13 protein-coding genes are annotated in these 15,193 nt (G+C 67.3%); 8 read left to right on the top strand and 5 right to left on the bottom strand.

What is annotated here, in order from left to right:
- Positions 1-50 precede the first annotated feature (50 nt).
- Together CEK29_RS20245 and CEK29_RS20240 are read left to right on the top strand one after the other, a co-directional pair.
- Positions 51-2,384, top strand: a complete 2,334-nt coding sequence (locus CEK29_RS20245) for a cytochrome P450/oxidoreductase (RefSeq protein WP_094804153.1) — start codon at positions 51-53, stop codon at positions 2,382-2,384.
- 152 nt (positions 2,385-2,536) lie between these two features.
- Positions 2,537-4,132 carry a gamma-glutamyltransferase family protein gene (locus CEK29_RS20240; RefSeq protein WP_094859144.1) on the top strand — a complete coding sequence of 532 codons (1,596 nt, stop codon included), beginning with the start codon at positions 2,537-2,539 and terminating at the stop codon, positions 4,130-4,132.
- A gap of 6 nt (positions 4,133-4,138) precedes the next feature.
- Here the strand turns inward: CEK29_RS20240 and CEK29_RS20235 are convergent, their stop codons facing one another.
- Both CEK29_RS20235 and CEK29_RS20230 read right to left on the bottom strand, forming a co-directional pair.
- Positions 4,139-5,098, bottom strand: coding sequence for a DUF4880 domain-containing protein (locus tag CEK29_RS20235; protein WP_094859143.1), 960 nt, complete (start codon positions 5,096-5,098; stop codon positions 4,139-4,141).
- A gap of 72 nt (positions 5,099-5,170) precedes the next feature.
- A complete protein-coding gene (locus CEK29_RS20230; RefSeq protein ID WP_094859142.1) occupies positions 5,171-5,602 on the bottom strand; it encodes an Lrp/AsnC family transcriptional regulator in 432 nt (143 codons plus the stop codon).
- 218 nt (positions 5,603-5,820) lie between these two features.
- On the opposite strand from CEK29_RS20230, the gene rocD reads away from it, so the two are divergent.
- Both rocD and rocF read left to right on the top strand, forming a co-directional pair.
- The gene (rocD, locus tag CEK29_RS20225) at positions 5,821-7,080 is read left to right on the top strand and encodes an ornithine--oxo-acid transaminase (RefSeq protein ID WP_094859141.1); all 1,260 of its coding nucleotides are present in this window, start codon (positions 5,821-5,823) and stop codon (positions 7,078-7,080) included.
- 27 nt (positions 7,081-7,107) lie between these two features.
- Positions 7,108-8,037 carry an arginase gene (rocF, locus tag CEK29_RS20220; RefSeq protein WP_094804145.1) on the top strand — a complete coding sequence of 310 codons (930 nt, stop codon included), beginning with the start codon at positions 7,108-7,110 and terminating at the stop codon, positions 8,035-8,037.
- 63 nt (positions 8,038-8,100) lie between these two features.
- Here rocF and CEK29_RS20215 read toward each other — a convergent pair whose 3' ends face one another.
- The gene (locus CEK29_RS20215; RefSeq protein ID WP_094804144.1) at positions 8,101-8,910 is read right to left on the bottom strand and encodes a response regulator transcription factor; all 810 of its coding nucleotides are present in this window, start codon (positions 8,908-8,910) and stop codon (positions 8,101-8,103) included.
- Positions 8,911-9,735: 825 nt separating this feature from the next.
- On the opposite strand from CEK29_RS20215, the gene CEK29_RS20210 reads away from it, so the two are divergent.
- The 4 genes from CEK29_RS20210 to CEK29_RS20195 all read left to right on the top strand — a co-directional run bounded on the left by CEK29_RS20210 (position 9,736) and on the right by CEK29_RS20195 (position 12,390).
- A complete protein-coding gene (locus CEK29_RS20210; protein WP_094804142.1) occupies positions 9,736-10,104 on the top strand; it encodes a transcriptional regulator in 369 nt (122 codons plus the stop codon).
- Positions 10,105-10,171: 67 nt separating this feature from the next.
- A complete protein-coding gene (locus CEK29_RS20205; RefSeq protein ID WP_094804140.1) occupies positions 10,172-10,705 on the top strand; it encodes an META domain-containing protein in 534 nt (177 codons plus the stop codon).
- A 113-nt stretch (positions 10,706-10,818) separates the two neighbouring features.
- Positions 10,819-11,604, top strand: a complete 786-nt coding sequence (locus CEK29_RS20200; protein WP_094804138.1) for an META and DUF4377 domain-containing protein — start codon at positions 10,819-10,821, stop codon at positions 11,602-11,604.
- A gap of 42 nt (positions 11,605-11,646) precedes the next feature.
- Positions 11,647-12,390: a sulfurtransferase gene (locus CEK29_RS20195; RefSeq protein WP_094804136.1), complete on the top strand. Its 744-nt coding sequence runs from the start codon at positions 11,647-11,649 to the stop codon at positions 12,388-12,390.
- A 73-nt stretch (positions 12,391-12,463) separates the two neighbouring features.
- Here the strand turns inward: CEK29_RS20195 and metG are convergent, their stop codons facing one another.
- The gene (metG, locus tag CEK29_RS20190) at positions 12,464-14,557 is read right to left on the bottom strand and encodes a methionine--tRNA ligase (protein ID WP_094859140.1); all 2,094 of its coding nucleotides are present in this window, start codon (positions 14,555-14,557) and stop codon (positions 12,464-12,466) included.
- A gap of 273 nt (positions 14,558-14,830) precedes the next feature.
- A complete protein-coding gene (locus CEK29_RS20185) occupies positions 14,831-15,115 on the bottom strand; it encodes a hypothetical protein (RefSeq protein ID WP_094804132.1) in 285 nt (94 codons plus the stop codon).
- Positions 15,116-15,193: the final 78 nt, after the last annotated feature.

Below are 15,193 nucleotides of genomic sequence, written 5' to 3'. Positions count from 1 at the left end.
GCGGACGTGGCGCTGTCCCGGCCCGTCCGCCCGCAGCAAAGGAGACCGCCATGAATTCCGTCCGCCCGCCCGCCGCCTCCGGCTGTCCGGTCGATCACCGGGCCCTGTCCGCGGCAGGCTGTCCGGTGAGCGCCCGCGCCGCCGCCTTCGATCCTTTCGAAGACGGCTACCAGCAGGATCCGCCCGATTACGTGCGCTGGTCGCGCGAGGAAGAACCGGTGTTCTTCAGTCCGCGGCTCGGTTATTGGGTGGTGACGCGTTACGACGACATCAAGGCGATCTTCCGCGACAACCTCACGTTCAGCCCCGCCATCGCGCTCGAGAAGATCACGCCCACGGGCCCCGAGGCCAATGCCGTGCTCGCCTCGTACGGCTATGCGATGAACCGCACGCTCGTCAACGAAGACGAGCCGGCCCATATGCCGCGCCGGCGCGCACTGATGGCGCCCTTCACGCCCGAGGAGCTCAAGCATCACGAGCCCATGGTGCGCAAGCTCACGCGCGAGTACGTCGATCGCTTCATCGACGATGGCCGCGCCGATCTGGTCGATCAGATGCTCTGGGAAGTGCCGCTCACGGTGGCGCTGCATTTTCTGGGGGTGCCTGAAGAAGACATGGACCTGCTGCGCAAGTACTCGATCGCGCATACGGTGAACACCTGGGGCCGGCCCAAGCCCGAAGAGCAGGTCGAAGTGGCGCATGCCGTGGGCAACTTCTGGCAGCTGGCCGGCCGCATCCTCGACAAGATGCGCGCCAACCCCGACCAGCCCGGTTGGATGCAGTACGGCATCCGCAAGCAGCGCGAGCTGCCCGATGTGGTCACCGACTCTTATCTGCACTCGATGATGATGGCCGGCATCGTGGCCGCGCACGAGACCACGGCCAATGCCAGCGCCAACGCCATCAAACTGTTGTTGCAGCATCCGCAAGCCTGGCGCGAGATCTGCGACGACCCCAGCCTCATCCCCAACGCCGTCGAGGAATGTCTGCGCCACAACGGATCGGTGGCCGCCTGGCGCCGCGTCGCCACGCGCGACACGGCGGTGGGGGGCGTGCCGATTCCCGAAGGCGCCAAGCTGCTGATCGTGACCTCGTCGGCCAACCACGACGAGCGCCATTTCGCCGATGCCGATCTTTTCGACATCCGGCGCGAGAACGCGAGCGATCAACTCACCTTCGGCTACGGATCGCATCAGTGCATGGGCAAGAACCTCGCGCGCATGGAGATGCAGATCTTTCTCGAGGAGCTGACGCGGCGGCTGCCGCACATGACGCTGGCGCAGCAGGATTTCACCTATGTGGCCAACACCTCGTTCCGCGGACCCGAGCATCTGTGGGTCGAGTGGGACCCCGCGCAAAACCCGGAACGCAGCGCGCCCGCGTTACTCGACACCCAGGTGCCGGTGCGCATCGGCGAGCCGTCCACGCGGCACATCAGCCGCACCCTGATCGTGCAGGCGGCGCGCCGCGTGAGCGACGACATACTCCATCTGCGTCTCGCCGCGCCCGATGGCGCGCCGCTGCCGCGGTGGACGCCGGGCGCGCATCTGGACGTCGCGTGCGGCGACACGGGGCTGTCGCGCCAGTATTCGTTGTGTGGCGATCCGGCCGAACGCGATATCTACGAGATCGCGGTATTGCGCGATCCCGAGAGCCGGGGCGGTTCGCACTGGATGCACGCGCATGCCGGGGTCGGCGCGCGGCTGCGGGTGCGTGGGCCTCGCAATCATTTCCGCTTCGACGAAGACGCCGAGCACGTGGTGCTCGTGGCGGGCGGGATCGGCATCACGCCGATCGCGGCCATGGCACGCCGCGCCCGCGAGTTGGGCATGTCGTACGAGCTGCACTACAGCGGATCGAGCCGTGCCCGCATGGCCCTGCTCGACACGCTGCAGGCGCTGCATGGCGATCGTCTGCATGTGTATGCGCGAGACGAAGGCGCGCGCCAGGACTTCGCCGCGCGTCATGCCCGGCCGCGACCGGGCGTGCGCATCTACGCCTGCGGCCCGCAACGCATGCTCGACGGCCTGGCACAGGCCACCGCGCACTGGCCCGAGGGCACGCTGAGCGTGGAGCATTTCCAGTCCACCCTGGGCGTGCTCGACCCGGCGCGCGAACACGCCTTCGAGGTCGAGCTCAAGGACTCGGGTCTCACGCTGACCGTGCCGGCCGACCAGACACTGCTGGCTGCGCTGCGCGGCGCCAACATCGACGTGCAGAGCGACTGCGAAGAAGGCCTGTGCGGCTCCTGCGAGGTGCGGGTGATCGCGGGCGAGGTGGATCATCGTGACGTGGTGCTCACCCCGGCCGAGCGGGCGGCGGGCGGCAAGATGATGACCTGCTGCTCACGGGCGAAGCAGGGCCGGCTCGTGCTGGAGCTTTGATTCGAGGGCTCTCCCGGGCTTGTCCGGGCGAACGCCGCTGACTATGCTCGGGATTCCGAGCTTCCGCCGGGCCGGCCCGCCCCTGGGTCATGGCCGCGTCACGGCGGGGGCGCACGCTTTGCATCCCGCCTCCATCAGCCTGTAGCCCACCTATGACTCAACCTGTACGCGGCCGCCGCGGCATCGCCGTCGCGCCCCATGCGCTCGCCTCCCAATCCGCCCTGGCCGTGCTGCGCGAAGGCGGCAACGCCGTCGAAGCGATGGTGGCGGCCGCCGCCACCATCGCCGTCGTCTATCCCCACATGAATGGCCTGGGCGGCGACAACTTCTGGCTCATCCATGAGCCGGGCGGCGCGCAGGAGGTCATTGGCATCGACGCCTGTGGCGCCGCGGCCGCCGGCGTGCGCCGCGAATCCTATGCCGGCAACGCGATTCCGTTTCGTGGCGGCAGTGCCGCGCTCACGGTCGCCGGCGCGGTGTCGGGTTGGAACGAAGCGCTCGCCGTGAGCCGCGAACGACTGGGTGGTCGGTTGCCGCTGTCGCGATTGCTCGCGGACGCGATCGACTACGCCCGTCATGGCGTGCCGGTCACGCGCAGTCAGGCGCGCAACACCGAAACCAAGCGCGCCGAGCTCGAAGCCTTGCCCGGCTTTGCGTCGGTGTTTCTACCGCGCGGCGCGGCGCCCGCGCCCGGCAGCCTGTTTTTCCAGCCGCGCATGGCCGATACGCTCGATCATCTGGCCCGCGCCGGCCTCGATGATTTCTATCGCGGCGATCTGGGCCAGCGCATGGCCGAGGAGCTCGCGGCGAGCGGCTCGCCGCTGGTGCGCGCCGACCTGCAGGCCCATCGCGCGCTGCGCCGCGATCCGTTGATGCTGCAGCATCGTCATGGGCGCGTATACAACATGCCGCCGCCGACGCAGGGCCTGGTCTCGCTGATCATCCTGGGCCTGCTGGACCGGCTCGACATCGATCGCCACGACCCCCTGTCGGCCGATTATGTGCACGCCGCCGCCGAATCCGTGAAGCAGGCGTTCACGGTGCGCGACCGTCACATTACCGATCCGGCCCATATGCGGGTGCAGGCCGAATCCTTCCTCGAACCGGTCGCGCTCGACGCCATGGCCGCGCGCATTTCGATGTCGCGCGCCGCCCCGTGGGGCGCGGGCAAGGGGCCGGCCGATACGGTCTGGCTCGGTGTCATCGATGGCCAGGGGCGCGCGGTCTCGCTCATCCAGAGCATCTATCACGAGTTCGGCTCGGGAGTCGTGCTGCCGTCCAGCGGCATCGCGTGGCAGAACCGCGGCGCATCGTTCTCGCTCGACCCGACGCACATCAATGCGCTGGCACCGGGCAAGAAGCCGTTCCACACGCTCAATCCTGGCCTGGCGCTGCTGCACGACGGCCGCACCATGGTCTACGGCAATATGGGCGGCGACGGCCAACCGCAAAGCCAGTCCGCCATTTTCACGCGCAGTGTGGTTTATGGCATGGATCCTCAGGCCGCGGTCGAAGCGCCGCGCTGGCTGCTGGGCCGCACGTGGGGGCAGACCTCCGATACCCTCAAGCTCGAAGGCCGCTTTCCGCCGGCCACCGTGCAGGCGCTGCGCGACCGTGGACACGACGTCGAGGTGTACGGCGATTTCGACGAAACCTTCGGCCATGCGGGCTGCCTGTTCCGCGCGGCGGGTGGCGCCATGGAAGGCGGCTTCGACCCGCGCTCCGATGGCGCGGTCGCGGCATTCTGAGTCGCGTCAGGCCGCGCGCACGCTGACCCAATACGGCGTGCGATAGCGCACTTCCACCGGAAGCAGGCCGGGCAGGGCGCGCAGGATCGCGTCGGTATCGGCCAGATCGAAATCGCCGGCGATGCGCAGCTCGGCGGCGTCGGCGGCGCATTGCACGACGCCCGGCCGATGGCGATCGAGATCGCTCAGGAAGTCGGCCAGGCGTGCGCCCCGCGCTTTCAGGCGGCCGTCGCGCCATGCGCTCGCGGCCGGATCGGCGGGCGCCGGCGCGGCCACCGTGGTCGCCGTAAAGCGCGTGTGCATGCCGGTGGCCAGCCCGCGCGCCACGGTGGCGTTGCGCACCGGCGTGACGATCAGGTCCGCGCTCAGGGCGGTCACGTCGCTCTGCTCATCGTGCTGCCGCACCATGAAATGCGAACCCTGCACGGTGCCGTGGTCCGTGATCACCATGAAAGGGCGCGCATCGCGCGTGGCCGTGCCGGCCCGCACCAGCACTTCTCCGGACAGCAGGTAGATTTCGCGCCGATGCGCGCCGTATTCGATATCGATGGCGGTATCGGTGTTGAGCAGCACGCTGCCGCCGTCGGGCAGGGCCACGCTGCGGCGTTGGCCCACGTCGGTGAGCGCATCCGCCGTCCAGGATTCCCAGGGTTCGGCATGCCAGGTGGCCGCCAGCAGCGGCGTGCCCACGAGCAGCGCGCCCAGGCCCTGCAGCATCTGCCTGCGTGTGGGCATGGCGCGCGCCCGGGTGAGGCGTTGCGCCGCGCCCGGCGCGATCAGCCCGGTCGCCACGCCGAGCTGTTCGGCCTCGCGCCATGCCTGCCGATGCGCGCGATCCGCGCCCAGCCAGCGCCGAAAAGCGTCGCGCTCGGCATCGGTGAGCGGTCCGCTTTGCAGCATCACGAGCCAGCGTGCGGCCTGTTCGCGGGGAGTGGGCGCCGGCGGGCGGCGGGCAGGATCTGCCATGAAACGACGCGGACCGCGCGGGCCCGCCTTGATGTGAAAACGAGTCTCATTGTAGCGGGAGCACGCGCCGCGCTACTTGTACGCGGCGAGCAGCAGGTGGCTCTCCGAATTCGTCACGCCCTCGATCGCACGCACTTCGCGCAAGACGCGATCGAACGCCACCAGATCGGCGGCGTGGAACTGCACGACGAGATCCCAGCGGCCGTTGGTGGAATGCACGTGCACGGATTCGGGAATGCGCCGCAGGCCCGCGATCACGCCGTCGGTGGCGCCGCCATGCACCTCGATCAGCGTGACGGCATGCACGCCATCATCCTCGCCGTCATTGCGCAGCCTTACGGTGTAGCCGGAGATCACGCCGCTGCGCTCCAGCCGGTTCATGCGGTTCTGCACGGTGCCGCGCGACACATGCAGGCGCTGCGCGAGCGCGGCGGTGGGCAGGCGGGCGTCGCTGCGCAGCAGCGCGAGCAGCCGGCGATCGAGGGAATCGAGAAAATCTGACATATTGCTCAAAGTGGCCATGCAAAATGATCAATCAGCTACGCATTATTGCCAGCTTACTGTCTATCCGCTAGCGCCGCCTTTGCCTACCATGGCTGCATGGCGCGGCGTCGGGCGCCGCTGCGTCGGGCGCCGCTGCGCCGGGCGCCGACTACCCGAGCTGCAGGGCTGCCGGGCACCGCGCAGCCCCCGCGCGATCCCCAAACCTTCCGGAGACAATGATGGACACGCAAATCCGAGCGCAGACGGACGACAGCCCGGGCGCAGACCCCGGTGCCGACCGTGCCGCGGTGCACCGCGATCACATCGAGGCGACGCTGGGCGCGCACAACTATCACCCGCTGGATGTGGTGCTGGCGCGCGGTGAAGGCGTGTGGCTCTACGACACCGAAGGCCGGCGCTATCTCGACTGCCTGTCCGCCTATTCGGCCGTCAACCAGGGGCATTGCCATCCGCGCATCCTGGCCGCCTTGACGCAACAGGCCCAACGGCTCACGCTGACCTCGCGCGCGTTTCGCCACGATCAGTTGGCCCCGCTCTACGAAGACCTGGCGCGCCTGACCGGTGCGCACAAAGTGCTGCCCATGAACAGCGGCGCCGAAGCGGTCGAGACGGCACTGAAGGCCGTGCGCAAATGGGGCTACGAGGTCAAGGGCGTGCCCGCGGGGCAGGCCGAGATCATCGTGTGCGCCGACAATTTTCATGGCCGCACGCTCGGCATCGTGAGCTTCTCCACCGACCCCGATGCGCGCGGCGGCTATGCGCCGTTCGCGCCGGGGTTTCGCGTGGTGCCCTTCGGCGACGCCGATGCGCTGGCCGCGGCCATCACGCCCGACACGGTGGCGTTTCTGGTCGAGCCGATCCAGGGCGAGGCGGGCGTGATCATTCCGCCGTCCGGCTATTTCCAGCGCGTGCGCGAGCTATGCTCGGCGCACGACGTGGTCCTGATTCTCGACGAGATCCAGACCGGCCTGGGCCGCACGGGCGCCATGCTCGCCGAAGAACACGAAGGCATCGAGGCCGACGTGACCTTGATCGGCAAGGCGCTCTCCGGCGGCTTCTATCCCGTGTCGGCGGTGCTGTCGAACGAAAGCGTGCTGGGCGTGTTCCAGCCCGGCCAGCACGGCAGCACCTTTGGCGGCAATCCGCTGGCCTGCGCCGTGGCGCGGGCGGCGCTCGCCGTGCTGCACGACGAGGGCATGATCGCCAACGCGCGCACGCAGGGCGCGTATTTCCTGGAACGCCTGGCGGCGCTGCGCGGACCCGTGCGGCGGGCCCGCGGTCGGGGCCTCATGCTCGCGCTCGAGCTCGAGCCGGATGCGCCGAGCGCGCGCCATTATTGCGAGCGTCTGGCGGCACGCGGCATGCTGGTCAAGGACACGCACGGCCAGACGCTGCGCCTGTCGCCACCCTTGATTGTCACGCGTGAGCAGATAGACTGGGCTTGCGACCAACTGCAAGCCGTGCTCGATGCGCACTGAGGTTCTTGTTAAGGAGGTATCCCGCCCATGAGTCTTCCCCCCAACGAAGTGAGCCTGATCGGCGCACCCACCGACATCGGCGCGGGTGCGCGCGGCGCGTCCATGGGGCCGGAGGCCTTGCGCGTGGCACGGCTGGCCGACCTGCTGGCCGGCCGCGGCCTGACCGTGCACGATTGCGGCAATCTGTCCGGCCCGGCCAACCCGTGGCAGCGTCCGGCCGATGGCTATCGCCATCTCGACGAAGTCACCGCCTGGAATCAGGCCGTGCATGATGCGGTGCACGCCCAGTTGCGCGCCGGTCGCCTGCCCATCCTGCTCGGCGGCGATCACTCCCTGGTGATCGGGTCGGTCAGCGCCGTGGCGCGTCATTGCCGCGAGGCCGGCCGCCCGCTGCGCGTGCTGTGGCTCGACGCGCATGCCGATTTCAATACCAACACGCTCACCCCTTCGGGCAACGTGCATGGCATGCCCGTCGCCTGCCTGTGCGGGCGCGGGCCCGCGCCGCTCACGCGCATGAGCGGGCACACGCCGGCGATCGAGCCGTCCTGGGTGCGCCAGATCGGCATCCGCAGCGTCGACGAAGGCGAGCGCCATCTGATCCACGAGGCCGGGCTCGAAGTCTTCGATATGCGTCACATCGACGAGGCCGGCATGCGGGCCACGATGGAGCAGGCGCTGTACGGTCTCTCGCCCGACACGCACCTGCATGTCAGCTTCGACGTGGATTTCCTGGATCCCGACGTGGCACCCGGCGTCGGCACCACCGTGCCTGGCGGTCCCACCTACCGCGAGGCGCAACTCTGCATGGAGATGATCGCCGACACGGGCCTGATGGCCTCGCTCGATATCGTGGAGCTCAATCCGGCGCTCGACGTGCGCAACAAGACCGCGACCATCGCGGTCGATCTGGTCGAGAGCCTGTTCGGCAAGTCCACGCTGATCCGGCCACGCGGCTGACGCCGCCCGTGTGCGGGGCGCGCGGTGCCTCGGCGAGGCACCGCTGTCGCGGAACGACCGCGTCTAGCGGTCGTCCCAGCCCTGAAAGTCGTCGGCGACGTCGGCAGCAAACATATATCCCCAGCCGTGCACGGCCCGGATCGGCAGCGCCATCTGGTTATGAGCGGCCTTGCGCCGCAGCCGGCTGATCATCACGTCGACAAACCGGCTGCGCTGCGCGCCGCCGTCTCCGGTGTTGGACAGATCGTCGGTCAGCAGGGCATCGCGGCTGATCTTGCGTTCCGGCGCCGCCATCAGGCGCGACAGGAATTCACGCTCGCCCGTCGTCAGCCCCAGGGACCGGCCGGTCGGGCTCACGAGCGTCCAGCCCTGATTGGCGAGCCGCCACTTGCTCGAACCGAGCGGGCCTTCCGTCATGAACTCATCGCGCTCGGGCTGCGGCGCGGCGTCGAACTCCGTGCCGCGTTGATCGAGCCCCTCCGCCGCCCATTGGCCGCCTGCAGTGCTGGTGATGCGGCGCAGCAGCGACTGCAGCACCGCCGCGAGCTCGAGCCCGCTCACGTCCTCGTTGAGGCAGGCGTCCGCCCCACACAGCAGTGTGCGCACACGGCTCTCGCTGTCGGCAAACGGCGCCAGCGCGATGATGCCCACCGTGCGGTCCATGGCACGCAGGCGCACCGCCGCGATGTGAATGTCGGCGAGCGGCGCGCTCAGGATCACGAGGGGACAGGGTTGCCTGGCAAAGTGATCGTACAGCTCGACGAGCTCGGTGCAGGCGAGCACCTTGAAGCCGAGATGCGAGAGGTTATCGAGCTGCTGCTTATGCGTGGCATCGTCTTTGACGAGAAAGATGACATCCAGCGTACTGTTCATTAATTCGTCCGAATCTGCTTAGGGTCGCGACTCGTCAGGGCAGCCACGCGCCGAGGCCGGTCATGCCTGCGGGGGCGCCATGGCGGACGCATCTTGGGCGTCCCGCTGCCTGGCTGCGCGCCGCACGTTGCCGAGCCTGCCCGGCGGCGTGATATCGGCCATGGCGGCTGGCCATGCCTCGCGCCCGCGCCGGCCACTCTTCGGTCAGGCGCGTGTTTCCCCTTTGGCTGTCCAGATCGACGTCGGACTGGCGCCGGACCGGGCGGACAAGGTCCGCGCGGGGGGCGCTTTTTGCAGAAAAGGCCGCACACGAATGCTCGGTGCGTTGCTCAAATTCTGCAAAAGTCACGGTCGTGTTTCATTTAAACACGCTTGTGATTCTTTGTGAATATACGTTTCTTGTTTAACTGAACTGTTACTTTTGACCGGCCGCCCTATGTTGTTTTACACCGGGCGGAAATGGGCCGGTACTTGAGTAAATACGATGGTCTTTCCGATACAGTATTTTCAATATTCGCCCGATTACAGCGCCGGCTTTGCGCGATTTGCTTACATGATGGTAGCGCTGTCGTATCCCAGCCTTGCGGCGCGCTTGTCATCACGATAGCGGTTCAATCCGGGGCAGTTGAATGAAAATGCTCGAGTCTTCAGCGGAGTACGGAAAGCCGGGTCCGTGTAACAAAAAATGTGGATTTAGCTTGGAAATCCACCTTAATCCCCGTATTTGGCCCGGCGGCACCGATGCTTTAATCCGTTCCACAAATTGGAAATCAGATTCGGGTCTATCGAGTGGATACTTTCGGCCATCGTCTGCGGAGTGCGCGCATGCTTCAGGGGTGGACACAAAAGGATCTCGCCACGGCCAGCAAACTCTCGCAGAGCGCGATCGGCAACTACGAAAGCGGCCTGAGGTTGCGTCCCACCGGCGAGGCCCTGATCAAACTCACGCGCGCCCTGCGGGTCGCTCCGCTGTGGCTGGCCGCGGGAGAGGGGCCCATGCTGGCCTTCGATCCCGACACCGTGGCGTCGATGCTGGGCCACGCGGCGCCCGGCCACGGGCGCGCAGCGTGCGCGCCGCGCGGGGATTGGCCGTTCGTCTCCGTGCCTTATGCGGCATACGACGCACTGAGCATCCACGAGAAACGCCAGCTCGAACGGGTGCTGGCTGCTTACATTAGTGCACGAGTGCGCTGATCGCGGGGGTCGCGGCACGGCAAATGCTCCGGTTACAGTAGAGCCGTTTCATTTCTGGAGGCTGGTCATGTCCCGTTCCCGTTCCTCGTTGGTAAATCTCTGCACGGCAACGCTGCTTATCGCGGCGCTTGCAGGATGCGCGTCGCAGCAGACCGGACAGGCGCGTCCCGAGGGGGCTGCCGCGGTCAACGCCACCACCAGCGCGGATTCGTTTGCACAGACATCCTGGGAACTGACGCGCTGGACCCAGCCCGATCGCAGCCTGCGCGACATCCCGCATGGGGATAATGGCGAGCCCATCAAACTCACCTTCCTGGCTCAGGGCAAGAATTATCGGGTCGAGGGCTTCTCGGGCTGCAACCGTTATATGGGCAGCTACAAGCTCGAGTCGGGCCGCCTCACCATCACCGCGCCGGCGGCCACGCGCATGGCGTGCGCAGATCCGAGCCGCGCCGCGCTCGAAACCGATTATCTGAAAGCGCTGACCAATATCCGTTCATTCTCGCTGGACGCCGGCGGTGCACCGCGCCATCTGACATTTACGCTCGCCTCCGGTGCCGTGCTGGATTTCGAACGCCGTCAGGATCCGCCGACCCCCTGATAAGCCGCGCGCGGTTTATTTAAAATGGGCGCCGGAGCGCGGCATGGCCGCGCCCACCAGTCACTGCCGCGCGGCGCACGCCGCGGGCTTTTATTTTCCAGACGGAGCGCCCCGTGCCTGCCTTTTTCTTCCTGCGTCGCTTCGGCCTGTTGGCCCTGCTGCTGAGTCTGAGCGCCTGCGCCAGTGCACCGCGCGGCGGTGCCGCGTTCGATCCCACCCGGTCTTCCGACATATTGGCCCAGACCAGCTGGGAGCTGGCCCGCTGGACGCGGCCAGGCGGCGCGTTGCGGCCGGTGCCGCATGGCCATGATGGCGCCCGTCCGCTGACCCTGGAGTTCACGCATCAGCAAGGGCGTCCGGTCCTGTCGGGCTTCGCCGGCTGCAATCGCTACTCCGGGGAATACGTAGTGGCCAACGGGGCCCTGATCATTCCGCATCCGCCGGTGTCGACCCGGATGGCCTGCACGTCCGCCGACACGGCCCGCCTGGAGCAGGACTTTCTCGCCGGCCTGACCCGCATCACCGCCAGCAAGCTCAACGACGACACGCGCCCCGCGCGTCTTACCTTGATGCTGGCGTCGGGCGATGTGCTCGATTTCGCGCGTAAAGCCGATCCGCTTGCCGGCGGCCAGCCGGGACCGACCAAGCTCGTCTACGTGGCCTCGCAGCGCGTGCCGTGCAGCGCGGGGGCGGGGCGGGCCATGTGCTACCAGGTGCGCGATAATCCGTCCCAGCCTTGGCAGCTCTGGTATGGCGAGATCGTCGGCTTCGATTTTCAGCCCGGGGTCGAATACCGTCTGCGCGTCGTCGAAGTGCGCGACCCCAATCCCCCCGCCGACGCGTCCGCGCTGCGTTGGGTGCTCGACCTGGTGGTCGAGCAGCGCGTGATCACCCGCTAGCCTTTTCTCTTTTGCCCGCCGTGCGCGGGCGCTCCGAATCCAATGTCCGTCCTCAATATTGCCGCTTATAAGTTCGTCACCATCGACGATCCCGAGGCGCTGCGCGCGTCGTTGCGTGAACTGACCGCGGCCCTGTCGCTCAAGGGTACGATCCTGCTCGCGCAGGAAGGGATCAATCTGTTTCTGGCGGGAGCCGCGTCCGATATCGAGGCGTTTCTCGAAAGCCTGCGGCGCGATGCGCGGTTCGCCGATCTCGAAGTCAAGTTCAGCGAATCGGAGTCGGTGCCGTTCGGCAAGATGCTGGTGAAGGTCAAGCGCGAGATCATCCGCATGAACCATCCCGCGATCCGCCCCGAAGCCGGCCGCGCGCCGGCCGTCGAAGCGCACACGCTGGCGCGCTGGCTCGAGCGCGGCACCGACGATGAGGGGCGTCCGGTGGTGATGCTGGACACGCGCAATGCGTTCGAGGTCGATGTGGGCACCTTCGCGAACGCGATCGACTGGCGCATCGACCGGTTCACGCAGTTTCCGGCGGCCGTGCAGGCCCACCGCGCCGAGCTCGAAGGCAAGACCATCGTGAGCTTTTGCACCGGCGGCATCCGCTGCGAGAAAGCGGCGATCTACATGAACGAGCTCGGCATCGAGCACGTCTATCAGCTCGAGGGCGGCATCCTCAAGTACTTCGAAGAGACCGGCGGGCCAGGCTTCGAGGGCAACTGCTTCGTGTTCGACGAGCGCGTGTCGCTCGACCCCGCGCTGGCGCCGGAGCAGGCGGCCAAGGCCTGAGTCACGCCGAGCGCCCAAACAAAAAAGCCGTCCGGTTTGAATGCCGGACGGCTTTTTGCTGCGCGCGACGCGCTCAGCGCACCCGCATGCCGGGCTGAGCGCCAGGGAAGGGCTCGAGCACGTAGATGCCGGCATCGGTCTTCTCGTCGGCGTGGCTGGCGGCCAGCACCATGCCTTCGGAGATGCCGAACTTCATCTTGCGCGGGGCAAGGTTGGCGACCATCACCGTGAGCTTGCCGATCAGCTGTTCGGGCTCGTAGGCGGACTTGATGCCCGAGAACACGTTGCGATGGCGGCCTTCGCCGACATCCAGGGTGAGCCGCAGCAGCTTGGTCGAGCCTTCGACGTGCTCGCAATTGACGATCTTCGCGATACGGAGATCGACCTTGGCGAAATCATCGATCGTGATCGTGTCGGCCAGGGCTTCGCCACCCGGCAGCGGCGCGGCAACGGCCGCTGCCGCGGCCTCGACCGGCGCGGCCGGCGGCTCGAACAGGTCGTCGAGCATCTTGGGCTCGACGCGCTGCATCAGATGCTTGAACGGCGCGACCTGGGACGGCAGCTCGGCGGCGTCGGTCCAGGCGAAGTCGCGCGTGGCGCCGAACAGCTCGCGGGCGACGCGGTTCGACAGGGCCGGCAGCACCGGCGCCAGCATGACCGACAGCGCCTTGAACCCGGCCAGTGCGCGCGAGCAGATGTCCTGCAGCTGGTCACGTTGTTCTTGCGGCGCGTCGGCCAGGCCCTTGGCGAGCACCCACGGCTGGGCCGCGTCGAAGGCCTGGTTGATGCGGTCGGCGTGGGCCATGATTTCGCGGATGGCGCGGTTGTATTCGCGTGCCTCGAGGGCAGCACGGATGTCTTCGGCCGCACGCGCGTACTCGGCCGACAGGGCGGCGGTGTCGCCCAGGTAGCCCAGCTTGCCGTCGAAATGGCGGGTGATGAAATTGGCGGCGCGGCTGGCGATGTTGACGTATTTGCCGACCAGGTCGCTGTTGACGCGGGCGATGAAGTCTTCGGGGTTGAAGTCCATGTCTTCGACCCGGGCGTTCAGCTTGGCGGCGATGTAATAACGCAGCCACTCGGCGTCCATGCCCACTTCCAGATAGCGCAGCGGCGAGATGCCGGTGCCGCGGCTCTTGGACATCTTCTCGCCGCTCACGGTGATGAAGCCGTGCACGTTCAGTGCGTCGGGTGTCTTGCGGCCGGCGAACTTCAGCATTGCGGGCCAGAAGAGCGCGTGGAAGTAGATGATGTCCTTGCCGATGAAGTGCACCTGTTCGGTGCTGCCGGCGGGGTCGAGCAGGGCGTCGAAGTCGAGGCCCTTGACCGCGCAATACGACTTCAGCGAGGCCAGGTAGCCCACCGGCGCGTCGAGCCAGACATAGAAGTACTTGCCCGGCGCGTCGGGGATCTCGATACCGAAGTAGGGCGCGTCGCGGGAAATGTCCCAGTCGCCCAGCTTGGCTTCGCCGTCGTCGGTGCCGAGCCACTCGCGCGTCTTGGCCTGCACTTCGCTCTGCAGGTGACGCACGCCGTGGCGGTTGGAGCCGGTGGTCCATTGCTGCAGGAACTCGACGCAGCGCGGGTCCGAGAGCTTGAAGAAAAAGTGGTCGGAGCTCTTGAGCACCGGCGTGGCGCCGGTGAGCGCCGAGTACGGGTTGATCAGCTCGGTGGGGGCGTAGACCGCGCCGCACACCTCGCACGAATCGCCGTACTGATCCTTGGCGTGGCAACGCGGGCACTCGCCCTTGATGTAGCGATCGGCCAGGAACATGCCCTTGACCGGATCATAGAACTGCTCGATCGAGCGCGTTTCGATCAGGCCCTGGGCCTTGAGCGCGCCGTAGATCTCGTGCGAGAGCGCGACGTTCTCGGCCGAGTCGGTGCTGTGCCAATGATCGAAGCGGATATGGAAGCCGTCGAGGTAGCGCGGGCGCTCGCTGGCGTAGCGGGCGACGAGCTCCTTGGGCGTGATGCCCTCTTTCTCGGCCTTCAACATGATGGGCGCGCCATGCGCGTCGTCCGCGCCCACGAAGTGCACCGTGTGCCCCGCCATTCGCATCGAACGGACCCAGATGTCGGCCTGGATGTACTCCATGATGTGGCCGATGTGGAAAGAACCGTTGGCGTAGGGCAGTGCAGTGGTGACGAATAGCGTTCGTGACATGACGTATGGGACGGTTGAAGGGCGGGATGAGTCGGGTATTTTAGGGCCTTTCGGCCCGAGGGCGCGGGCCGTGGCCCGGGGCGGCGCGCGCCGGCGCGTTCAGCGCGGTGCGCGAGGGGGTGCCGGTCGTGCGCGGCTGGCCCAAAGACACAGCCGGGGACAGGCGCGAGTCGCGCTTGTCCCCGGCCGGGAAACGAAAGGCCGCGGGGCGCACGGGGCGCCGCGCGAGGCGGCAATCTGGAGTGGGGCGGTTTTGCGGACCGCCCGAAGAAATCAGCGGATTTCGCGCGCCTCGACGTCGATCACGTCGGGCTGATTGCGAAACGGGGCGCCGCCCGTGAACGGGTTGGGGCCTGCGGCCGGACCGGTACGGCCAGCCTGGCGTTGGCTCCAATAGGCACGCACGCCGAATGGCTTGCCGCGCACTTTGGCCACCACGTACAGGATGCCCAGCGCGACCGCGGTCGATGCCATGAAGACCAGTGCCATCAGCATGCCTACGATACCCAGCAGGATGACGGGGATGGCGCGGAGGAAACGGATGAGAGCGTCGATCATGTATATAGGATGTAAATCACGGCTAAAGGTTCCCGCCGATCCGCTATCCTTGCGGTAACAGACTTAAGGGCATGCCTG

Origin of the sequence: Bordetella genomosp. 5, assembly GCF_002261475.1 — a bacterium.
GTDB lineage: Bacteria > Pseudomonadota > Gammaproteobacteria > Burkholderiales > Burkholderiaceae_B > Bordetella.
Note: the sequence above shows the minus strand (reverse complement) of the source record. Positions and strands in the feature narration are given on the sequence as shown.

Coding starts and splice junctions, on each gene's coding strand:
- CEK29_RS20245 (WP_094804153.1), top strand. CDS start 51: ATGAATTCCGTCCGCCCGCCCGCCGCCTCCGGCTGTCCGGTCGATCAC.
- CEK29_RS20240 (WP_094859144.1), top strand. CDS start 2,537: ATGACTCAACCTGTACGCGGCCGCCGCGGCATCGCCGTCGCGCCCCAT.
- CEK29_RS20235 (WP_094859143.1), bottom strand. CDS start 5,098: ATGGCAGATCCTGCCCGCCGCCCGCCGGCGCCCACTCCCCGCGAACAG.
- CEK29_RS20230 (WP_094859142.1), bottom strand. CDS start 5,602: ATGTCAGATTTTCTCGATTCCCTCGATCGCCGGCTGCTCGCGCTGCTG.
- rocD (WP_094859141.1), top strand. CDS start 5,821: ATGGACACGCAAATCCGAGCGCAGACGGACGACAGCCCGGGCGCAGAC.
- rocF (WP_094804145.1), top strand. CDS start 7,108: ATGAGTCTTCCCCCCAACGAAGTGAGCCTGATCGGCGCACCCACCGAC.
- CEK29_RS20215 (WP_094804144.1), bottom strand. CDS start 8,910: ATGAACAGTACGCTGGATGTCATCTTTCTCGTCAAAGACGATGCCACG.
- CEK29_RS20210 (WP_094804142.1), top strand. CDS start 9,736: ATGCTTCAGGGGTGGACACAAAAGGATCTCGCCACGGCCAGCAAACTC.
- CEK29_RS20205 (WP_094804140.1), top strand. CDS start 10,172: ATGTCCCGTTCCCGTTCCTCGTTGGTAAATCTCTGCACGGCAACGCTG.
- CEK29_RS20195 (WP_094804136.1), top strand. CDS start 11,647: ATGTCCGTCCTCAATATTGCCGCTTATAAGTTCGTCACCATCGACGAT.
- metG (WP_094859140.1), bottom strand. CDS start 14,557: ATGTCACGAACGCTATTCGTCACCACTGCACTGCCCTACGCCAACGGT.
- CEK29_RS20185 (WP_094804132.1), bottom strand. CDS start 15,115: ATGATCGACGCTCTCATCCGTTTCCTCCGCGCCATCCCCGTCATCCTG.